Annotated in this window: 15 protein-coding genes and 1 tRNA gene; 14 read left to right on the top strand and 2 right to left on the bottom strand. The window is 65.1% G+C overall.

All coding sequences use genetic code 11. The annotated features are described in order from the left end of the window. Nucleotides 1–79: 79 nt before the first annotated feature. On the top strand, nt 80–622 hold the full coding sequence (orn, locus tag ACNFH5_RS25205) for an oligoribonuclease (RefSeq protein ID WP_088416176.1): 543 nt from the start codon (nt 80–82) through the stop codon (nt 620–622). Nucleotides 623–718: 96 nt separating this feature from the next. Here the strand turns inward: orn and queG are convergent, their stop codons facing one another. Continuing rightward, nucleotides 719–1,780, bottom strand: a complete 1,062-nt coding sequence (gene queG, locus ACNFH5_RS25200; RefSeq protein ID WP_416750756.1) for a tRNA epoxyqueuosine(34) reductase QueG — start codon at nt 1,778–1,780, stop codon at nt 719–721. 245 nt (nt 1,781–2,025) lie between these two features. Between queG and ACNFH5_RS25195 the strand changes: the two genes are divergently transcribed. The 13 genes from ACNFH5_RS25195 to ACNFH5_RS25135 all read left to right on the top strand — a co-directional run bounded on the left by ACNFH5_RS25195 (nt 2,026) and on the right by ACNFH5_RS25135 (nt 17,124). Then, the gene (locus tag ACNFH5_RS25195; protein WP_416750754.1) at nt 2,026–3,522 is read left to right on the top strand and encodes an NAD(P)H-hydrate dehydratase; all 1,497 of its coding nucleotides are present in this window, start codon (nt 2,026–2,028) and stop codon (nt 3,520–3,522) included. Next, on the top strand, nt 3,510–3,977 hold the full coding sequence (tsaE, locus tag ACNFH5_RS25190; RefSeq protein WP_416750752.1) for a tRNA (adenosine(37)-N6)-threonylcarbamoyltransferase complex ATPase subunit type 1 TsaE: 468 nt from the start codon (nt 3,510–3,512) through the stop codon (nt 3,975–3,977). Before ACNFH5_RS25195 ends, tsaE begins: the two co-directional genes overlap by 13 nt. Before the next feature lie 7 nt (nt 3,978–3,984). Further along, nucleotides 3,985–5,415 (top strand): N-acetylmuramoyl-L-alanine amidase AmiB, encoded by a 1,431-nt coding sequence (amiB, locus tag ACNFH5_RS25185; RefSeq protein ID WP_416750749.1) that lies wholly within the window; start codon nt 3,985–3,987, stop codon nt 5,413–5,415. Next, a complete protein-coding gene (gene mutL, locus ACNFH5_RS25180; RefSeq protein WP_416750747.1) occupies nt 5,412–7,316 on the top strand; it encodes a DNA mismatch repair endonuclease MutL in 1,905 nt (634 codons plus the stop codon). The genes amiB and mutL overlap by 4 nt, the downstream gene beginning before the upstream one ends. A gap of 94 nt (nt 7,317–7,410) precedes the next feature. Further along, entirely contained in the window at nt 7,411–8,373 is a 963-nt protein-coding gene (gene miaA, locus ACNFH5_RS25175; protein ID WP_416750745.1) for a tRNA (adenosine(37)-N6)-dimethylallyltransferase MiaA, read from the top strand. 106 nt (nt 8,374–8,479) lie between these two features. Next, complete coding sequence (gene hfq / locus ACNFH5_RS25170; protein ID WP_017520393.1) at nt 8,480–8,728, top strand: RNA chaperone Hfq; 249 nt, start codon at nt 8,480–8,482, stop codon at nt 8,726–8,728. Nucleotides 8,729–8,740: 12 nt separating this feature from the next. After that, nucleotides 8,741–10,042: a ribosome rescue GTPase HflX gene (gene hflX / locus ACNFH5_RS25165; protein ID WP_045216226.1), complete on the top strand. Its 1,302-nt coding sequence runs from the start codon at nt 8,741–8,743 to the stop codon at nt 10,040–10,042. A 95-nt stretch (nt 10,043–10,137) separates the two neighbouring features. Continuing rightward, complete coding sequence (hflK, locus tag ACNFH5_RS25160; protein ID WP_416750742.1) at nt 10,138–11,310, top strand: FtsH protease activity modulator HflK; 1,173 nt, start codon at nt 10,138–10,140, stop codon at nt 11,308–11,310. Further along, complete coding sequence (gene hflC, locus ACNFH5_RS25155) at nt 11,310–12,179, top strand: protease modulator HflC (protein ID WP_081515534.1); 870 nt, start codon at nt 11,310–11,312, stop codon at nt 12,177–12,179. Before hflK ends, hflC begins: the two co-directional genes overlap by 1 nt. A gap of 107 nt (nt 12,180–12,286) precedes the next feature. Further along, nucleotides 12,287–12,472: a DUF2065 domain-containing protein gene (locus tag ACNFH5_RS25150; protein ID WP_138524140.1), complete on the top strand. Its 186-nt coding sequence runs from the start codon at nt 12,287–12,289 to the stop codon at nt 12,470–12,472. Nucleotides 12,473–12,506: 34 nt separating this feature from the next. Further along, a complete protein-coding gene (locus ACNFH5_RS25145; protein WP_416750740.1) occupies nt 12,507–13,685 on the top strand; it encodes an ATP phosphoribosyltransferase regulatory subunit in 1,179 nt (392 codons plus the stop codon). A gap of 66 nt (nt 13,686–13,751) precedes the next feature. After that, nucleotides 13,752–15,047, top strand: coding sequence for an adenylosuccinate synthase (locus ACNFH5_RS25140; protein ID WP_236171299.1), 1,296 nt, complete (start codon nt 13,752–13,754; stop codon nt 15,045–15,047). Nucleotides 15,048–15,189: 142 nt separating this feature from the next. Further along, nucleotides 15,190–17,124, top strand: coding sequence for a methyl-accepting chemotaxis protein (locus ACNFH5_RS25135; RefSeq protein ID WP_416750737.1), 1,935 nt, complete (start codon nt 15,190–15,192; stop codon nt 17,122–17,124). Nucleotides 17,125–17,306: 182 nt separating this feature from the next. On the opposite strand, the gene ACNFH5_RS25130 is transcribed toward ACNFH5_RS25135, so the two are convergent. Next, a tRNA-Leu gene (locus tag ACNFH5_RS25130) sits at nt 17,307–17,393 on the bottom strand. Nucleotides 17,394–17,417: the final 24 nt, after the last annotated feature.

Below are 17,417 nucleotides of genomic sequence, written 5' to 3'. Positions count from 1 at the left end.
CAGGGAAAATCGCGCCGCAGTTTAGCATGCGGCGGCGTGCTTCCCGCTAAACTAGAGGGCTGAGCTGAGGAGCCCCATCATGCAGAACCCACAGAACCTGATCTGGATCGACCTGGAAATGACCGGGCTGGACCCGGACAAGGACGTCATCATCGAGATGGCGACCATCGTCACCGACAGTGACCTGAACATCCTCGAGGAAGGCCCGGTGATCGCCGTGCACCAGAGCGAGGAGCTGCTCGCCGGCATGGATGAGTGGAACACCCGCCAGCACGGCCAGTCCGGCCTGACCCAGCGCGTGCGTGAGAGCACCATCTCGGCAGCCGAAGCCGAGGCGATGACCATCGCCTTCCTGGAAAAGTGGGTGCCCAAGCGCAGCTCGCCGATCTGCGGCAACAGCATCTGCCAGGACCGCCGCTTCCTCTATCGCCACATGCCGAAGCTGGAAGGCTACTTCCACTACCGCAACCTGGACGTCTCCACCCTCAAGGAGCTGGCCGCGCGCTGGGCCCCGGCGGTGCGCGACGGCTTCAAGAAAGGCAACACCCACCTGGCCCTGGACGACATTCGTGAGTCCATCGCCGAACTGCGTTACTACCGCGAGCACTTCATCAAGCTCTGAGCTGATGGCTCTTGGTAGGAGCGAGCTTGCTCGCGAACCGACTCCGCTGCGGGGGCTGTTCGCGAGCAAGCTCGCTCCTACTAATAGCCCCAAGCTTCAGGCGTTGTGGCGGCCCAGCGCCCACGCCACATGCTCGCGCACCAGTTCCGACGGGAACTCCCGCCGCGCGCGCAGCGCCTCGATCACCGGGATGGTCGAAGGCGCATTGCCCAGCCCCACGGCCAGGTTGCGCAGCCAGCGCTCGTAGCCGGCGCGCCGCAACGGCGAGCCCTCGGTGCGGCTGAGGAACTCCTCCTCTGTCCACAGGAACAGCTCCGCCAGTGCGGCGTTGTCCAGGCTGTGGCGTGGCTGGAAGTCGCCCTGGTCGGTGGCGCGGGCGAAGCGGTTCCACGGGCAGACCATCTGGCAGTCGTCGCAGCCGAACACGCGGTTGCCAATCAACGGGCGCAAGTCTTCGGGAATCGAGCCCTTCAGCTCGATGGTCAGGTAGGAAATGCAGCGCCGCGCATCCAGCACATAGGGCGCGACGAAGGCGGCGGTGGGGCAGATGTCCATGCAGGCCGTGCAGCGCCCGCAGTGCTCCGTGCCGTGCGGCTCGTCCACTGGCAGCGGCAGGTCGGTGAACAGCTCGCCGAGGAAGAAGTAGCTGCCGGCCTTGCGATTGAGCACCAGGGTGTTCTTGCCGATCCAGCCCAGGCCCGATTGCTCGGCGATGGCCTTTTCCAGCACTGGCGCGCTGTCAACGAAGGCGCGGAAGCCGAATGGCCCGATCCGCTGCTGGATGCGCTCGGCCAGTTGCTGCAGGCGCTTGCGGATCAGCTTGTGGTAGTCGCGGCCCAGGGCGTAGCGCGAGACGTAGGCCTTCTCGGCATCGCCCAGCACCTGTGCCATGCGCGTGTCGCCGGGCAGGTAGTCCATGCGCAGCGATACGACCCGTAGCGTGCCGGGCACCAGCTCGTCCGGCCGCCAGCGTTTGCTGCCATGGGCGCCCATGTAGTCCATTTCGCCGTGGTAGCCCGCTTCCAGCCAGCGTTGCAGGTGCTCGCCATGCGTCTCCAGGTCCAGCCCGCTGATGCCGACCTGCTGGAAGCCGAGTTCGCGCCCCCAGTCCTTGATGGAGAGGGCGAGGTTGGCGTAGTCGAGTGTTGAATCGTGCATGGAAGGCGGGAAACGGAAGTCGGGGTGCGTATAATTCTGCCAGACCTGGCCGGCGTCGGCCCGCCCGTACGCCAAGAGCCGCTCGAAATCTGCTGCGCGTCGGCAGAGCTGCGTTAGAAACAGACTCGGAATGCTCATTTACAGCAGTAAACTGTGCTTTCTCGTCTCTTTTTGCCTTGCTCTGCTCTAGCTCGCATGCTTTTGAACAGGCTCTCAGGCGACACATTCTGCCGCCCGGAACCGCGATGACTGCCCACGACGAACTGCCCCTTAATCTGTACAGCGCTCAGCAGGTGCGCGACCTCGACGCGCGCCTGATCGCCGCCGGCACGTCCGGCTTCGAACTGATGCGCCGCGCCGCCCATGCCGCCTGGCGCGCGCTGCGCCGCCAATGGCCGGATGCCGGCGAAATCACTGTGCTGGCCGGCCACGGGAACAACGCTGGCGACGGCTATCTGATCGCTGCCCTGGCCTTGCGCGCCGGCTGGCGCGTGCGCGTGCTGGCGGTAGGTGATGCCTCGCGCCTCTCCGGCGATGCGGCCTCGGCCCATGGTGAGGCGCGTGCCGGCGGGGTGGATATCGACGCCTGGAGTGACCGCGCCGAACTGCGTGGCGTGCTGGTGGATGCATTGCTGGGCACCGGTCTGGGCGGCGAGGTGCGCGAGCCCTATGCCTCGGCCATTGCGGCGATCAACGCCAGCGGCTTGCCGGTATTGGCGGTGGATATCCCCTCCGGCTTGAGTGCCGATACCGGGCAAGTCCTGGGGTGCGCGGTGCAGGCCGACCTCACCGTGACCTTCATCGGCCTCAAGTTCGGCCTGTTCACCGCCAGCGGCCCCGACCAGTGCGGCGAACTGGCGTTCGATGAGCTGGAGGCCGATCCGGCCCTGATTCCCGAGACATGCGTTGCGCGCCGACTCGCTCCGGCATCCCTGTCGCGCCTGGCCTCACGGCCGAAGGCCGCGCACAAGGGCCTGTTCGGCCACGCGCTGGTGATCGGCGGCGATACCGGCATGGGCGGCGCCGTGCTGCTGGCCGCCGAGAGCGCGCTGCGCTGCGGCGCCGGTCTGGTTTCCCTGGCGACCCGTGCCGCCCACGTGCCTGCTGCACTGGCTCGCCGGCCTGAGCTGATGGCGCGCGGTGTCTCTTCTTCTGCCGAGCTGCTGCGCCTTGCCGAGCGCGCCGATGTGCTGGTGGTCGGCCCCGGTGCCGGCCGCGAAGCCTGGGGGCGTGTGCTGGTCAGCGCTGCCGCGAGCCTGGAGCGTCGACAGGTGTGGGACGCGGATGCGCTCAACCTGCTGGCTGAAGGTCTGGTCGCTCGTCCGTCCGGCGACTGGGTGATCACACCCCATCCGGCCGAGGCGGCTCGTCTGCTGGGTATTTCCACCGCCGAGGTCCAGGCTGACCGGCCGAAAGCCGCTCACGCGCTGGCGCAGCGTTATCAGGCTGAGGTCGTGCTCAAGGGAGTCGGCAGCCTGGTCGCCTCCCCGGATGGCCGCCTGGCGCTGTGCAATCACGGGCATCCCGCCATGGCGGGCGCCGGACTGGGTGATGTGCTCTCCGGCATCCTCGGTGCGCTGCTGGCGCAGGGGCTGCCTGCTTTCGATGCCGCGTGCCTGGCAGTCTGGCTGCATGCGCGCGCTGGCGAGTCGCTTGGCGCGCAAGGGCGCGGACTGGCTGCCGCCGATCTGATTCCTGCCGTTCGTCAGTTGCTCGAGGAGTTGTGCCCATGCCTGAACTGAATCTGTTCGCCGACGGCGAAGACGCCATGGTCGATCTTGGTCGGCGAATCGCCGAGGCGACCGGCGGGCGCGGGGTGATCTATCTGCATGGGGATCTGGGGGCGGGCAAGACCACGCTGTCGCGCGGCATCCTGCGGGGATTGGGCCATGGCGGAGCGGTAAAAAGCCCGACCTTCACCCTGGTCGAGCCCTACGAAATCGGCGATCTGCGCGCCTTTCACTTCGACCTCTACCGCCTCGCCGACCCTGAGGAACTGGAGTTCCTCGGCATCCGCGACTACTTCGAAGGCGACGCGTTGTGCCTGATCGAGTGGGCGGAGCGTGGCAAAGGCATTTTGCCAAAGGCCGACATGGACATTACCATTGTTCCGCATGCGGGCGGACGCATGCTGCGCCTAGACCCGCACGGAACACGGGGCGAAGCCTGGTGTGCCGCCCTGGCCACGGGAGCATAGAAAAAAGATGGGTTGGGGGTTGCGCCTTCGGGCGTTGTTTATCGGGGTGTCCGTTCTGCTGGCATTCTTTGCCGGTGAGGTTTCTGCCGCCACGCAAATCAAGAGCGTGCGCATCTGGCGCGCGCCGGACAACACACGCCTGGTGTTCGACCTGTCCGGCCCCGTGCAGCACAGTCTGTTCACCCTGAGTGCGCCCAACCGCATCGTCGTCGATATCAATGGCGCGCAGATGTCCGCCGCCCTCGACAAGCTCAAGCTGAGCAACACGCCGATCACCGCGATGCGCTCTGCCCAGCGCTCGCCCACCGACCTGCGCCTGGTGCTGGACCTGAAGAACCAGGTCACGCCCAAGAGCTTCGTGCTGCCGCCGAACCAGCAGTACGGCAACCGCCTGGTCGTCGATCTGTATGACCAGGGCGCCGACATCGCCCCGGACGTCCCCGCCACACCGACTCCCAGTGTGCCTGCCACGCCGGTCAGCCCTGTGCAGTCGGTCGCCAAGATTCCCGCGCCCAGCAGCGGCGGCAAGCGCGATGTCGTGATTGCCATCGACGCCGGCCACGGCGGCGAAGACCCCGGCGCCCTCGGACCGAACGGCCTGCACGAGAAGAACATCACCCTGTCGATCGCCCGCGAACTGCAGCGGCAGATCAACCAGATGAAAGGCTTCCGCGCCGAACTGACGCGCACCGGCGACTACTTCATCCCGCTGCGCAACCGCACCGTGATCGCCCGCAAGAAGGGCGCCGACCTGTTCGTCTCCATCCATGCCGACGCCGCGCCCAGCCGCAGCGCCTTCGGGGCCTCGGTGTTCGCCCTGTCCGATCGTGGCGCCACCTCCGAGACCGCGCGCTGGCTGGCCGATACGGAAAACCGTTCCGACCTCATCGGCGGCGACGGCGGCGTGAACCTCGACGACAAGGACAAGATGCTCGCCGGCGTGCTGCTCGACCTGTCGATGACCGCCACCATGTCCTCCAGCCTGGATGTCGGCCACAAGGTGCTGACCAGCGTCGGCCGCGTCACCCCGCTGCACAAGCGCCGCGTGGAACAGGCCGGCTTCATGGTGCTGAAGTCCCCGGATATCCCGTCGATCCTGGTGGAAACCGGCTTCATCTCCAATCCGAACGAATCCGCCAAGCTGGCCAGCGGTTCGCACCAGCAGGCCCTGGCACGCTCCATCGCTGCCGGTGTGCGCCAGTACTTCGTGCAGACCCCGCCGCCGGGTACCTACATCGCCTCGCTGCGCGACGGTGGCCAGTTGGCTTCCGGACCGCGTGAGTATGTCGTGCGCAGTGGCGACAGCCTGGCGATGGTGGCCAGCCGCTTCGATGTCAGCACGTCCTCGATCCGCAGCGCCAACTCGCTCAAGAGCGACGAGCTGAAGATTGGTCAGGTGCTGAAGATTCCGGGCACCTCCCTGGCGTCGCAGCAATGAGTGACGTGCGCCGTATCCAGCTGCTCACCCCGCGGCTGGCGAACCAGATCGCTGCCGGCGAAGTGGTCGAGCGACCTGCTTCGGTCATCAAGGAATTGCTGGAAAACTGCCTGGACGCCGGCGCCAAGCGCATCGACGTCGAAGTCGAGCAGGGCGGCGTCAAGCTGCTGCGCGTGCGCGACGACGGTAGCGGCATTCCGGCCGATGACCTGCCGCTGGCGCTGGCGCGCCACGCCACCAGCAAGATTCGCGAGCTGGAAGACCTGGAACGGGTGATGAGCCTGGGCTTTCGCGGCGAAGCGCTGGCGTCGATCAGCTCCGTCTCGCGGCTGACCCTGACCTCGCGCACCGCCGACGCCGAGCAGGCCTGGCAGGTGGAAGTCGAGGGCCGTGACATGGAGTCCACGGTGAAGCCGGCGGCCCACCCGGTGGGCACCAGCATCGAAGTGCGCGATCTGTTCTTCAATACCCCGGCGCGGCGCAAGTTCCTGCGCGCAGAGAAGACCGAGTTCGATCACCTGCAGGAAGTCATCAAGCGTCTCGCGCTGGCGCGCTTCGACGTGGCGTTCCACCTGCGCCACAACGGCAAGACCATCCTCTCGCTGCACGAAGCCAAGGACGAAGCCTCCCGCGCCCGCCGCGTCGGCGCCGTGTGCAGCAGCGGCTTCCTCGAACAGGCCTTGCCCATCGAAGTGGAGCGCAATGGCCTGCACCTGTGGGGCTGGGTTGGGCTGCCGACGTTCTCCCGCAGCCAGCCGGACCTGCAGTATTTCTACGTGAACGGCCGCATGGTGCGCGACAAGCTGGTCGCCCACGCGGTACGCCAGGCCTATCGCGACGTGCTGTACAACGGCCGGCATCCGACCTTCGTGCTGTTCTTCGAGGTCGACCCGTCGGTGGTGGACGTCAACGTCCACCCGACCAAGCACGAAGTGCGTTTCCGCGACAGCCGCATGGTCCACGACTTCCTCTACGGCACCCTGCACCGGGCGCTGGCGGAAGTGCGCCCGGACGACCAGTTGGCGCCGCCGGGCGCGACCAGCCTGACCGTGCCGCGCCCGACCGGTGCGGAAGCCGGCGAGTTCGGCCCGCAGGGTGAGATGCGCCTGTCCGAGACTGTGCTGGAGGCCCCGGCCGCCGCGCGTGCCTGGCAGCCGAGCCCGTCGTCGGGTGGTTCTGGCGGCGGTGGCGGCTACAGCTATCAGCCCACGCGCCCGGAAATACCGCCGATCCAGGAGGCCCAGGGCGCCTACAAGGCCTATTTCGCTCCGCTTGCCGACCAGGTGCCGCAAGCCCTGCCGGAAAGTAGCCAGGACGTGCCGCCGCTCGGTTACGCGCTGGCGCAGCTCAAGGGCATTTACATCCTCTCGGAGAATGCCCATGGGCTGGTGCTGGTGGATATGCACGCCGCCCACGAGCGCATCATGTATGAGCGCCTGAAGACCGCCATGGCCAGCGAAGGCCTGCGCGGCCAGCCGCTGCTGGTGCCCGAGTCCATTGCCGTCAGCGAACGCGAGGCGGACTGCGCCGAGGAACATGGCAGCTGGTTCTCCAGGCTCGGCTTCGAGCTGCAGCGGCTTGGCCCGGAAAGCCTGGCAATCCGCCAGATTCCCGCGCTGCTCAAACAGGCCGAGGCTACCCAGTTGGTGCGCGACGTGCTCGCCGATCTGCTGGAATACGGCACCAGCGACCGCATCCAGGCGCATCTCAACGAGCTGCTTGGCACCATGGCCTGTCACGGCGCCGTGCGCGCCAATCGCCGGCTCACCCTGCCGGAAATGAATGGCCTGCTGCGTGACATGGAAGTGACCGAGCGCAGCGGCCAGTGCAACCACGGCCGGCCGACCTGGACCCAGCTGGGACTCGACGAACTGGACAAGCTTTTCCTGCGCGGGCGTTGATTTTCGTAAGGTTGCGTTCAGGAAAGTGCAGTAAACTGCGCGCCAATCGATTCAGCAGTGCGCAATGACTGCACTTAGTAATAACGAGCGTCCGATGTCCCTGCCTCCCGCGATATTCCTCATGGGCCCCACCGCCGCCGGCAAGACCGACCTGGCGCTGGAGCTGGCGCGTCTGCTGCCGGTGGAACTGATCAGCGTGGATTCGGCGCTGATCTATCGCGGCATGGATATCGGCACCGCCAAGCCGCCCCGCGAGGTGCTGGAGGAATTTCCGCATCGCCTGATCGACATCCGCGACCCCAGTGAGGCCTATTCGGCGGCGGAATTCCGCGCCGATGCCCTGGCCGCCATGGCTGAGATCACCGCAGCCGGGAGGATTCCGCTGCTGGTCGGCGGCACCATGTTGTATTTCAAGGCGTTGCTGGAAGGCCTGGCTGACATGCCCAGCGCCGATCCCGCCGTGCGTGCCGAGCTGGAAGCCTGGGCCGCCGCCGAAGGCTGGGGCGCCCTGCACGAGGAGCTGGCCCGGGTTGATCCGGAGTCGGCTGCGCGTATCCATCCCAATGACCCCCAGCGCCTTGTCCGGGCCCTCGAGGTCTACCGTGTAAGCGGTATGTCCATGACTGCACACCGCCTTCGCCAGGCGAGTGAAAATGCGGGTCCCGGCGCGCAAGGTGGTGGACAATTACCGTATACTGTGGCTCATCTGGCGATTGCGCCTCTGCAGCGTCAGGTATTGCACGAGCGTATCGCGCAACGTTTTGACCAGATGCTGGAACAGGGCTTCATCGCCGAGGTCGAACGCCTTCGCGCAAGGAATGACTTGCACGTGGGGCTTCCTTCCATAAGAGCGGTGGGTTACCGACAGGTATGGGATTACCTCGAGGGCAAACTGTCCTACGCTGAGATGGTGGAGCGCGGCGTCATCGCCACGCGGCAGCTGGCCAAGCGCCAGTTCACCTGGCTCCGCAGCTGGAGCGATCTACACTGGTTGGACAGTCAGGCAAGCGACAATTTGCCGCGTGCCTTGAAATACTTTGAGGCGGTCTCCATATAGGCTCGAGACCTTAATTCCGGCCGTCTATCCTTGGGGTTCAGGACGGCGTTAAGCCAAATTCGACTACTACTAAATCAGTTTTTTACCCTTACAAGGAGTGCGGCATATGTCAAAAGGGCATTCGCTACAAGACCCTTACCTCAATACCCTGCGCAAAGAACGCGTTCCGGTTTCCATCTACCTGGTCAACGGCATCAAGCTGCAGGGTCAGATCGAATCCTTCGACCAGTTCGTCATCCTGCTGAAGAACACTGTCAGCCAGATGGTCTACAAGCATGCGATTTCCACCGTGGTTCCCAGCCGCCCCGTGCGCCTGCCCACCGGTGATCAACCGGCTGAGCCGGGCAACGTTTGACGGGAGTCCGCCTTGTTCTTTGAGCGCCCGGGTGGTGGGGAACGGGCCATTCTGGTCCATCTGGAAGGTCAGGACCCCGAGGCGCGCGAAGACCCGCAGGAATTCCAGGAGCTGGCCCGTTCGGCAGGCGCGGAATCGGTTGCTTTCGTCAGCATTTCGCGCCATCAGCCCTCAGCCAAGTACCTGATCGGCAGCGGCAAGGTCGAAGAGTTGCACGACCTCGTCCACGCCGAGAAGGTCGAGCTGATCATCTTCAATCACACCCTTACGCCGAGCCAGGAGCGCAACCTTGAGCGAGCGCTCGAGTGCCGCGTGCTCGATCGTACGGGTTTGATCCTCGATATCTTCGCCCAGCGCGCCCGGACCCATGAGGGCAAGCTGCAGGTGGAGCTTGCCCAGTTGGAACACATGAGCACGCGTCTGGTGCGCGGCTGGACTCACCTTGAACGCCAGAAAGGCGGTATCGGCCTGCGTGGTCCGGGTGAAACCCAGCTGGAAACCGACCGCCGCCTGCTGCGTGGGCGCATCCGCCAGATCAAGTCCCGCCTGGAAAAGGTCCGCAGCCAGCGCGAGCAGGCTCGTCGTGGCCGTCGCCGTGCGGAGATTCCGGCGGTGTCCCTGGTGGGCTACACCAACGCCGGCAAGTCCACGCTGTTCAATGCGCTGACCACTTCGGAGGTCTACGCAGCCGACCAGTTGTTCGCCACCCTCGACCCGACCCTGCGCCGTCTGGAGCTGGATGACGTCGGGCCGATCGTGCTGGCCGACACCGTGGGCTTCATTCGCCACCTGCCGCACAAGCTGGTGGAGGCGTTTCGGGCTACCTTGGAAGAATCCAGCAACTCCGACCTGCTGCTGCATGTGATCGACTCCCACGAGCCGGATCGCGATGCACAGATCGAACAGGTGCTGGCGGTGCTCAAGGAAATCGGCGCGAACGAGTTGCCGATGCTCGAGGTGTACAACAAGATCGACCTGCTCCCGGATTTGCAACCAATGATCCAGCGCGACGAGCTGGGCAAGCCGGTCCGCGTCTGGCTGTCGGCGCGGGAGTCGCGTGGGCTGGAGCTGCTGGAACAGGCGATTTCCGAGTTGCTGGGGGAGGACATGTTCGTTGGAACGCTCTGCCTGCCACAGCGCCTCGGGCGACTTCGTGCTCAGTTCTTCGAGCTGGGTGCGGTACAGTCGGAGAATCACGACGAACAAGGACGCGCCGTTTTGCAGGTCCGCCTGCCGCGTGTCGAGTTGAACCGCATGGTGAGCCGCGAAGGCTGGCAGCCGGCGGAGTTCATTGCGCAACACACTTTGCAATAAAGCCCGGCACTCTGTTTTTGGCAGGGTAAGGGGCATTCGGTAGCATAGGTGGGCGCGCCGTAGGCGCGTTTTCGCGTTATCAGATGGAGAGCGCTATGGCTTGGAATGAGCCGGGTGACAACTCGAACAAGAACGACCAGGACCCCTGGGGTGGACGCCGTGGTGGTGGTCGCCAGGGCCCGCCTGATCTGGATGAGGCCTTCCGCAAGCTGCAAGACAGCCTGAACGGAATTTTCGGCAAACCCAAGCGCGGCAGTGGTTCGGGCGGTGGCGGCAGTGGTCGGGGCGGTAGCCTCGGTCTGTTCGGTATCGGCCTGGCGATCCTCGCCGTGCTGTGGCTGTACAACGCCATCTACGTCGTGGACGAACAGGAGCAGGCAGTGATCCTGCGCTTCGGTCAGTACCACGAGACCGTTGGTCCCGGCCTGAACATTTACTTCCCGCCGATCGACAAGAAGTTCCAGGAGAACGTCACCCGCGAGCGTGCCTATAGCAAGCAGGGTCAGATGCTCACCGAGGACGAGAACATCGTCGAGGTTCCGCTGACCGTGCAGTACAAGGTCAGCAACCTGAAGGACTTCGTGCTCAACGTCGACCAGCCGGAAGTGAGCCTGCAGCACGCCACCGAAAGCGCCCTGCGCCACGTGGCCGGCTCCACGACCATGGACAAGATCCTCACCGAGGGCCGTGAACAGATGGCCACCGAGGTGCGTGATCGCCTGCAGCGCTTCCTCGATACCTACAAGACCGGTATCACGGTGACCCAGGTGAACATCCAGAGCGCCGCCGCGCCGCGTGAAGTACAGGAAGCGTTCGACGACGTGATCCGTGCCCGCGAGGACGAGCAGCGCGAGAAGAACCAGGCCGAAGCCTACGCCAATGGCGTGGTGCCCGAAGCCCGTGGTCAGGCCCAGCGCATCATCGAGGAAGCCAACGGCTATCGCGATGAAGTGGTCTCCCGCGCCCAGGGTGAGGCGGATCGCTTCGCCAAGCTGGCCGGCGAGTATCACAAGGCCCCGGAAGTCACCCGTCAGCGTCTGTACCTGGACACCATGCAGGACGTCCTGAGCCAGACCAGCAAGGTGCTGGTCACCGGCCAGCAAGGTCAGAACAACCTGATCTACCTGCCGCTGGACAAGATGATGGATGGCCGTGGTTCGGCAGCTCCGAGCGCCGCGCCCAGCGCGAGCAGTAGCACGCCGGATATCGGTTCGCGGGTCGCCAGCGACCTGCAGCAGCGTGACACGCGTACCCGGGAGAGCCGCTGATGAGTAACAAGTCCCTGATCGCCCTCATCGCGGGTGTGGTGGTTGCTGTTGCCGTCTGGAGCAGCGTCTACGTGGTGCAACAGACCGAGCGCGCCGTGATGCTGCGCTTCGGTCGCGTGGTCGAGCCGGACGTGAAGCCTGGCCTGCACTTCAAGATTCCGTACGTCAACACGGTGCGCAAGTTCGACGGCCGCCTGCTGACCCTGGACTCGCCGACCCAGCGCTTCCTGACGCTGGAGAAGAAAGCGGTGATGGTCGATGCCTACGCCAAGTGGCGCGTCTCCGATGCCGAGCGCTTCTACACCGCGACTTCCGGCATGAAGCAGATCGCCGACGAGCGTCTGTCCCGTCGTCTGGAAGCCGGTCTGCGTGACCAGTTCGGCAAGCGCACCCTGCACGAAGTGGTGTCGGGTGAGCGTGATGCGCTGATGGGTGATATCACCGCTTCGCTGAACCGCATGGCTCAGAAGGAATTGGGTATCGAGGTGGTGGACGTTCGCGTCAAGGCCATCGACCTGCCCAAGGAAGTGAACCGCAGCGTGTTCGAGCGGATGAGCACCGAGCGTGAGCGGGAAGCCCGCGAGCACCGCGCCAAGGGTCGCGAACTGGCCGAAGGTATCCGCGCGGATGCCGACCGTCAGCGTCGCGTGCTGCTGGCCGAGGCCTATCGCGAGTCGGAAGAAACCCGCGGTGACGGCGATGCGAAGGCGGCGGCGATCTACGCCAAGGCCTACACCGCCGATCCGGAGTTCTACGCTTTCACCCGCAGCCTCAAGGCTTACCGCGAGAGCTTTGCCGACAAGAAGGACGTGCTGGTGCTCGATCCGAGCAACGAGTTCTTCCGCTATCTGGAAAAAGCTAAACCGTAAGTCAAAGTCTCCGGCGGGCGGCAGCGCCCGTCGGAGAAATCGTGTTATCATGGGTCAGCCGGGAAATCCCGGCTTTTTTGCGTCCGCGAGAATGATGTACGAGAGCCATGTGGCAGGAATTGGGCAAGGCGTTCTGTCTGTTGCTGGTGCTGGAAGGCATCCTTCCATTCCTGTATCCGCGTGGCTGGCGCGACGCCGTGAGCGGGCTCGGGCGCCTTGGCGACCGCAGTCTGAGACTCATCGGGCTGGGCAGCATGCTGCTTGGCACCGTCCTTCTTTACTGCATTCATTGAAGTGCCGCCCGGCCTAAAAAAGGAGAGAGGCGACATGGCAACGGTAGACCGCTGGCTGCTGCCAGATGGGATCGAAGAAGTGCTGCCACCGGAGGCGGCTCGCGTTGAAGCAGCCCGCCGTCAGGTGCTGGACTTGTTCCAGCGCTGGGGATACGAGTTCGTCGTCACCCCGCATATCGAATACCTGGAATCCCTGCTGACCGGTGCCGGCCAGGATCTGGACCTGCGTACCTTCAAGGTCACTGATCCGGCGTCCGGCCGTCTGATGGGGTTCCGTGCGGATATCACGCCGCAAGTGGCGCGCATGGATGCCCACAGCCTGCGTCGCGAAGGCCCGAACCGCCTGTGCTACGCCGGCAGCGTGCTGCATGCCCGCCCGCGTGCGCTGGCCACTTCGCGCAGCCCGATCCAGCTGGGTGCCGAGCTCTACGGCAATACCGGTTCAGCCGGTGACGTAGAGGTCATCAGCCTGCTGCTCGACATGCTCGAGATGGCCCAGGTACCGGACGTGCACATGGACCTTGGTCATGTCGGTATCTACCGTGGCCTGGCCCAGGCAGCTGGCCTGTCCGGCGAAGTCGAGCAACTGCTGTTCGACGCGCTGCAGCGCAAGGCCGTGGACGAAGTCGCGGCACTGACCGAAGGGTTGCCTGCTGAGCTTGCCGGTATGCTTCGCGCCCTCGCCGAGCTGTGCGGTAGTCGCGAAGTGCTGGACCAGGCGCGCGAAGTGCTCGCTGGCGCCCCGGCCAACGTGCAGGCCGCGCTGGCTGATATCACCGCCATCGCCGACTCGCTGGCCGCACGCTTCCCGCAACTGCCGCTGTATTTCGATCTCGGCGAGTTGCGTGGCTATCACTATCACACGGGTGTGGTGTTTGCCGCGTTCGTGCCTGGGGTTGGCGAGTCCATCGCCCAGGGCGGCCGTTACGACGACATCGGCGCCGACTTCGGTCGCGCTCGTCCGGCGACCGGTTTCTCCACCGACCTCAAGACCCTGGTCACTCTCGGCCGCGCCCAGCTCGACGAGCCGCGCACCGGAGTCTGGGCGCCGGCCGATGGTGCTGGCTTGTGGCAGGCGGTGCAGCAGCTGCGCCGTCAGGGTGTGCGCGTGGTACAGGCGCTGCCCGGGCAGGATGCGGCTTCGGCTACCGAAGCGGGCTGCGACCAGCAACTGCTGGTTCGCGATGGCAATTGGCAGGTGGCTGCGCTCTGAGGCGCGTCACTTCGAGTTTTCGCCGGCCGCGGCCGGCACCGAACATCCACGATGGGGATAAGAGTTATGGGTAAGAATGTCGTAGTCCTGGGCACCCAGTGGGGTGATGAGGGCAAAGGCAAGATCGTCGACCTGCTGACCGACCAGGCTGCTGCCGTGGTGCGTTACCAGGGCGGCCACAACGCTGGTCATACTCTGGTCGTCGCCGGCGAGAAAACCGTTCTGCACCTCATTCCGTCGGGCATCCTGCGTGAAGGCGTGCAGTGCCTGATCGGCAACGGTGTGGTGCTGGCGCCCGACGCGCTGATGCGCGAGATCGCCAAGCTGGAAGAGAAGGGCGTGCCGGTGCGCGAGCGCCTGCGCATCAGCCCCTCCTGCCCGCTGATCCTGTCCTTCCACGTGGCCCTGGACCAGGCTCGCGAGAAGGCCCGCGGCGACGCGAAGATCGGCACCACCGGTCGCGGCATCGGCCCGGCCTACGAAGACAAAGTGGCCCGTCGTGGCCTGCGCGTGGGCGACCTGTTCCACCGCGAGCGCTTCGCCGCCAAGCTGGGTGAGCTGCTGGACTACCACAACTTCGTCCTGCAGAACTATTACAAGGAACCGGCCGTCGACTTCCAGAAGACCCTGGACGAGTGCATGGCCTATGCCGAAGAGCTGCGTCCGCTGATGACTGACGTGACCTCGACCCTGCACGACCTGCGCCGCGCCAACGAGAACATCATGTTCGAAGGTGCTCAGGGCTCGCTGCTGGACATCGACCACGGCACCTATCCGTTCGTCACCAGCTCCAACACCACCGCAGGCGGCACTGCCACTGGTTCGGGCTTCGGTCCGCTGTACCTGGACTACATCCTGGGTATCACCAAGGCCTACACCACTCGCGTGGGTTCCGGCCCCTTCCCGACCGAGCTGTTCGATGACGTTGGCGCACGTCTGGCCAAAGTCGGTCACGAGTTCGGTGCCACTACCGGCCGTGCCCGTCGTTGCGGCTGGTTCGATGCTGTCATCCTGCGTCGCGCCATCGAGATCAACAGCCTGTCCGGCCTGTGCCTGACCAAGCTGGACGTCCTCGACGGCCTGGAAACCGTGCGCATCTGCACCGGCTACCAGAACGCCGCCGGTGAGCTGCTGACCGATGCACCGACCGATGCCGACAGCTACATCGGCCTGCAGCCGATCTACGAAGATCTGCCGGGCTGGAGCGAGTCCACCGTCGGCGTGCAGAGCCTGGAAGGCCTGCCGGCCAATGCGCGTGCTTACATCAAGCGCATCGAGGAACTGGTCGGTGCGCCCATCGACATCATCTCCACCGGCCCGGACCGCGCCGAGACCATCGTCCTGCGCCATCCGTTCGGCTGATTCCAAGCTGAATGCCACAACGGGCCGCTCATGCGGCCCGTTGTCGTTTCCGGGGCATTCTGCGCGACGGCACGCGCTTTGCTGGTGAAACGGATTGGCGCGCTCCGCGCCAGACATCCGTTACATCCGGAGGAAGCCCGCCGTGTCCGCCGTCCTGTCTCTTCTGCGCAGCCGCCTGCTGCGCCCCGCTTTTATCGCCCTGGGGATTGCGCTGCTGGTGCAGTTGCTGATTGCCCTGTGGCTCACCCGTAGCACTGTTTATGGCCTTGTCGGCGATCTGGGTGCGCGCCTGGGTAACGAATCGCAACGCCTGGCCGGTGAGTTGGAAGAAGCTGGTCGGGAGGTCACCTCCGGCTTGAATGACCTTTCTGCGCGCACCCGGGAGCGCCTGGGTTCTGCGCTCTCCGCGCGACTGGAGGAAGAGCAGGGCGAATTGCGTCGGGGGCTGGAGCAAAGCCTGCGCCAGTCCGCCACCGAATTGGCGCAACTGTTGGCCGCCGTCGCGCCTAAGGCCATGTGGGATAACGATGTGCCGGTGCTGTCCGACTATGCTCGGCGCGCTCAGGCCAATCCCAATGTGCTCTTCGTGGTCTATGACGATCCGCAGGGCCAGCACCTGACTCGCTATCTGAACCGCGAGGATGCGCGGGTCAAGGCGCTGCTCGACAAAGGCAAGGGCGAGCGCGCGCTGGACAAAGTGCTGGAAGCGGCGAGCCATGATGATTCGGTGTTCCTCGTCGAGGCGCCAATCAGTCCTAACGGTGTGGTCATCGGGACGGTGCGCCTGGGGGTGTCCACCGATGCCATCGAGAAGCAGATTGCTGCGCTGGACCAGCGCTTCTCCGCCCTGGTCGCCAGTGGTGATCAACTGGTGGGCGATAGCCTCGCCGGCGCTGCGGCCGATAGCACCAAGGCGCTCAAGGCGCGTCTGCAATCGGCAAAGCAGGCGGCGGACGGCATGAGTCAGGGGGCGAAGGCGTCCATCGAAGACGCCGCTGGGACCCTGCGTTGGCGTATCGGCATGGGGCTATTGTTGGTTGGGCTCGGTGTATTGCTGTGCCTGGCGGTGGTGCTCGGTCATCGCGTGGTGAATCGCTTGCGCCTGCTGATCGACGCGCTGAACGATCTCGCGGCCGGGGAGGGCGACCTGACTCGCCGCGTGCGGCTGGACAGCCGTGATGAGTTGGGTGAGATGGCGACGGCGGTGAACCGTTTCGTCGACAAGCTGCAGCCTATCGTGCGCGAGGCGGGGCAGGTGGCGCAGCAGACCGGCAGTGAAATCGCCGCGCTGGCCAGCCGCAGCGCCAGTGCCGAGGCGGCGGCAGATCGGCAGCGCAATGAAGTGGCCGGCAGCCTGGAGGCGCTCTCCGGCATGGCAGCGGAAGCGGAAATGGAAAGTCGCTCCATGCAGGCGGCACTGGCGCGGGTTGGTGAGATCCGCAAGGCGGCGCAGGACAATGCGGCCATCGCGCGCAAAGTGGGTGGTCTGATCGAGACCCTTGAATCCCGCGTGCAGAGTGGCGCTGGCGTGATCGAGCGCCTGGCGCGGCAGAGCGAGCAGATCGAGGTGGTGCTTTCGGTTATTCACGGCATCGCCGAGCAGACCAACCTTCTTGCGCTCAATGCTGCCATCGAAGCGGCGCGCGCTGGCGAAAGCGGACGTGGTTTTGCCGTGGTGGCGGACGAGGTGCGCGCGCTGGCCAGCAAGACCCAGCAATCCACCGGCGATATCCAGTCGCACATCGGTGCGCTGCAGCAGGGTGCGCGCGAGGCGGTATCCGCCATCGGTCAGGCGCGCGAGCAGGCGGTGCAGGGCTTGGCCGCGCTGCAGGACAGTGAGCGGCTACAGCGTGAGGTTCAGAGTGCCGTGGAAGAGGTGCACGGCGCTATCGAAGCGGCTACGCATTCTGCGCAACAACAGGCAGCCGGCGCTGCGGCGGTGCGTGGGCGGGTCGAGGTGATCCATGCCGAGGCGAGTCTCGCGGCGGAAGCGGTGAGTGCGACGGCTAGCAGTGGGCGCGTGCTTGATGGCCTGGCAGGGCAGCTGCGCGCCAGTCTCGGGCAATTCAAGGCGTGAAGGTGCGCAGGGCTCTGCCTTTTTCGTAGGGGCGGACTTTGTCCGCGATTGATTACCGGCAGCTTGGAGCCGGCCTGTTGCACATCGCGGACAAAGTCCGCTCCTACGCGAGGTTTGGGTTCCGGATAGCGGAAAGCCGAAAACGAAAAAGCCGAGCAGTGCTCGGCTTTTTCGTTTGAAGATGGTGCCCAGGAGAAGACTCGAACTTCCACGGTGTTGCCACCGCTAGGACCTGAACCTAGTGCGTCTACCAATTCCGCCACCTGGGCACTGGAGTCGATGATTACTCATCG

This window comes from Pseudomonas sp. NY15435 (genome assembly GCF_048068295.1).
Classification (GTDB): domain Bacteria; phylum Pseudomonadota; class Gammaproteobacteria; order Pseudomonadales; family Pseudomonadaceae; genus Pseudomonas.
Note: the sequence above shows the minus strand (reverse complement) of the source record. Positions and strands in the feature narration are given on the sequence as shown.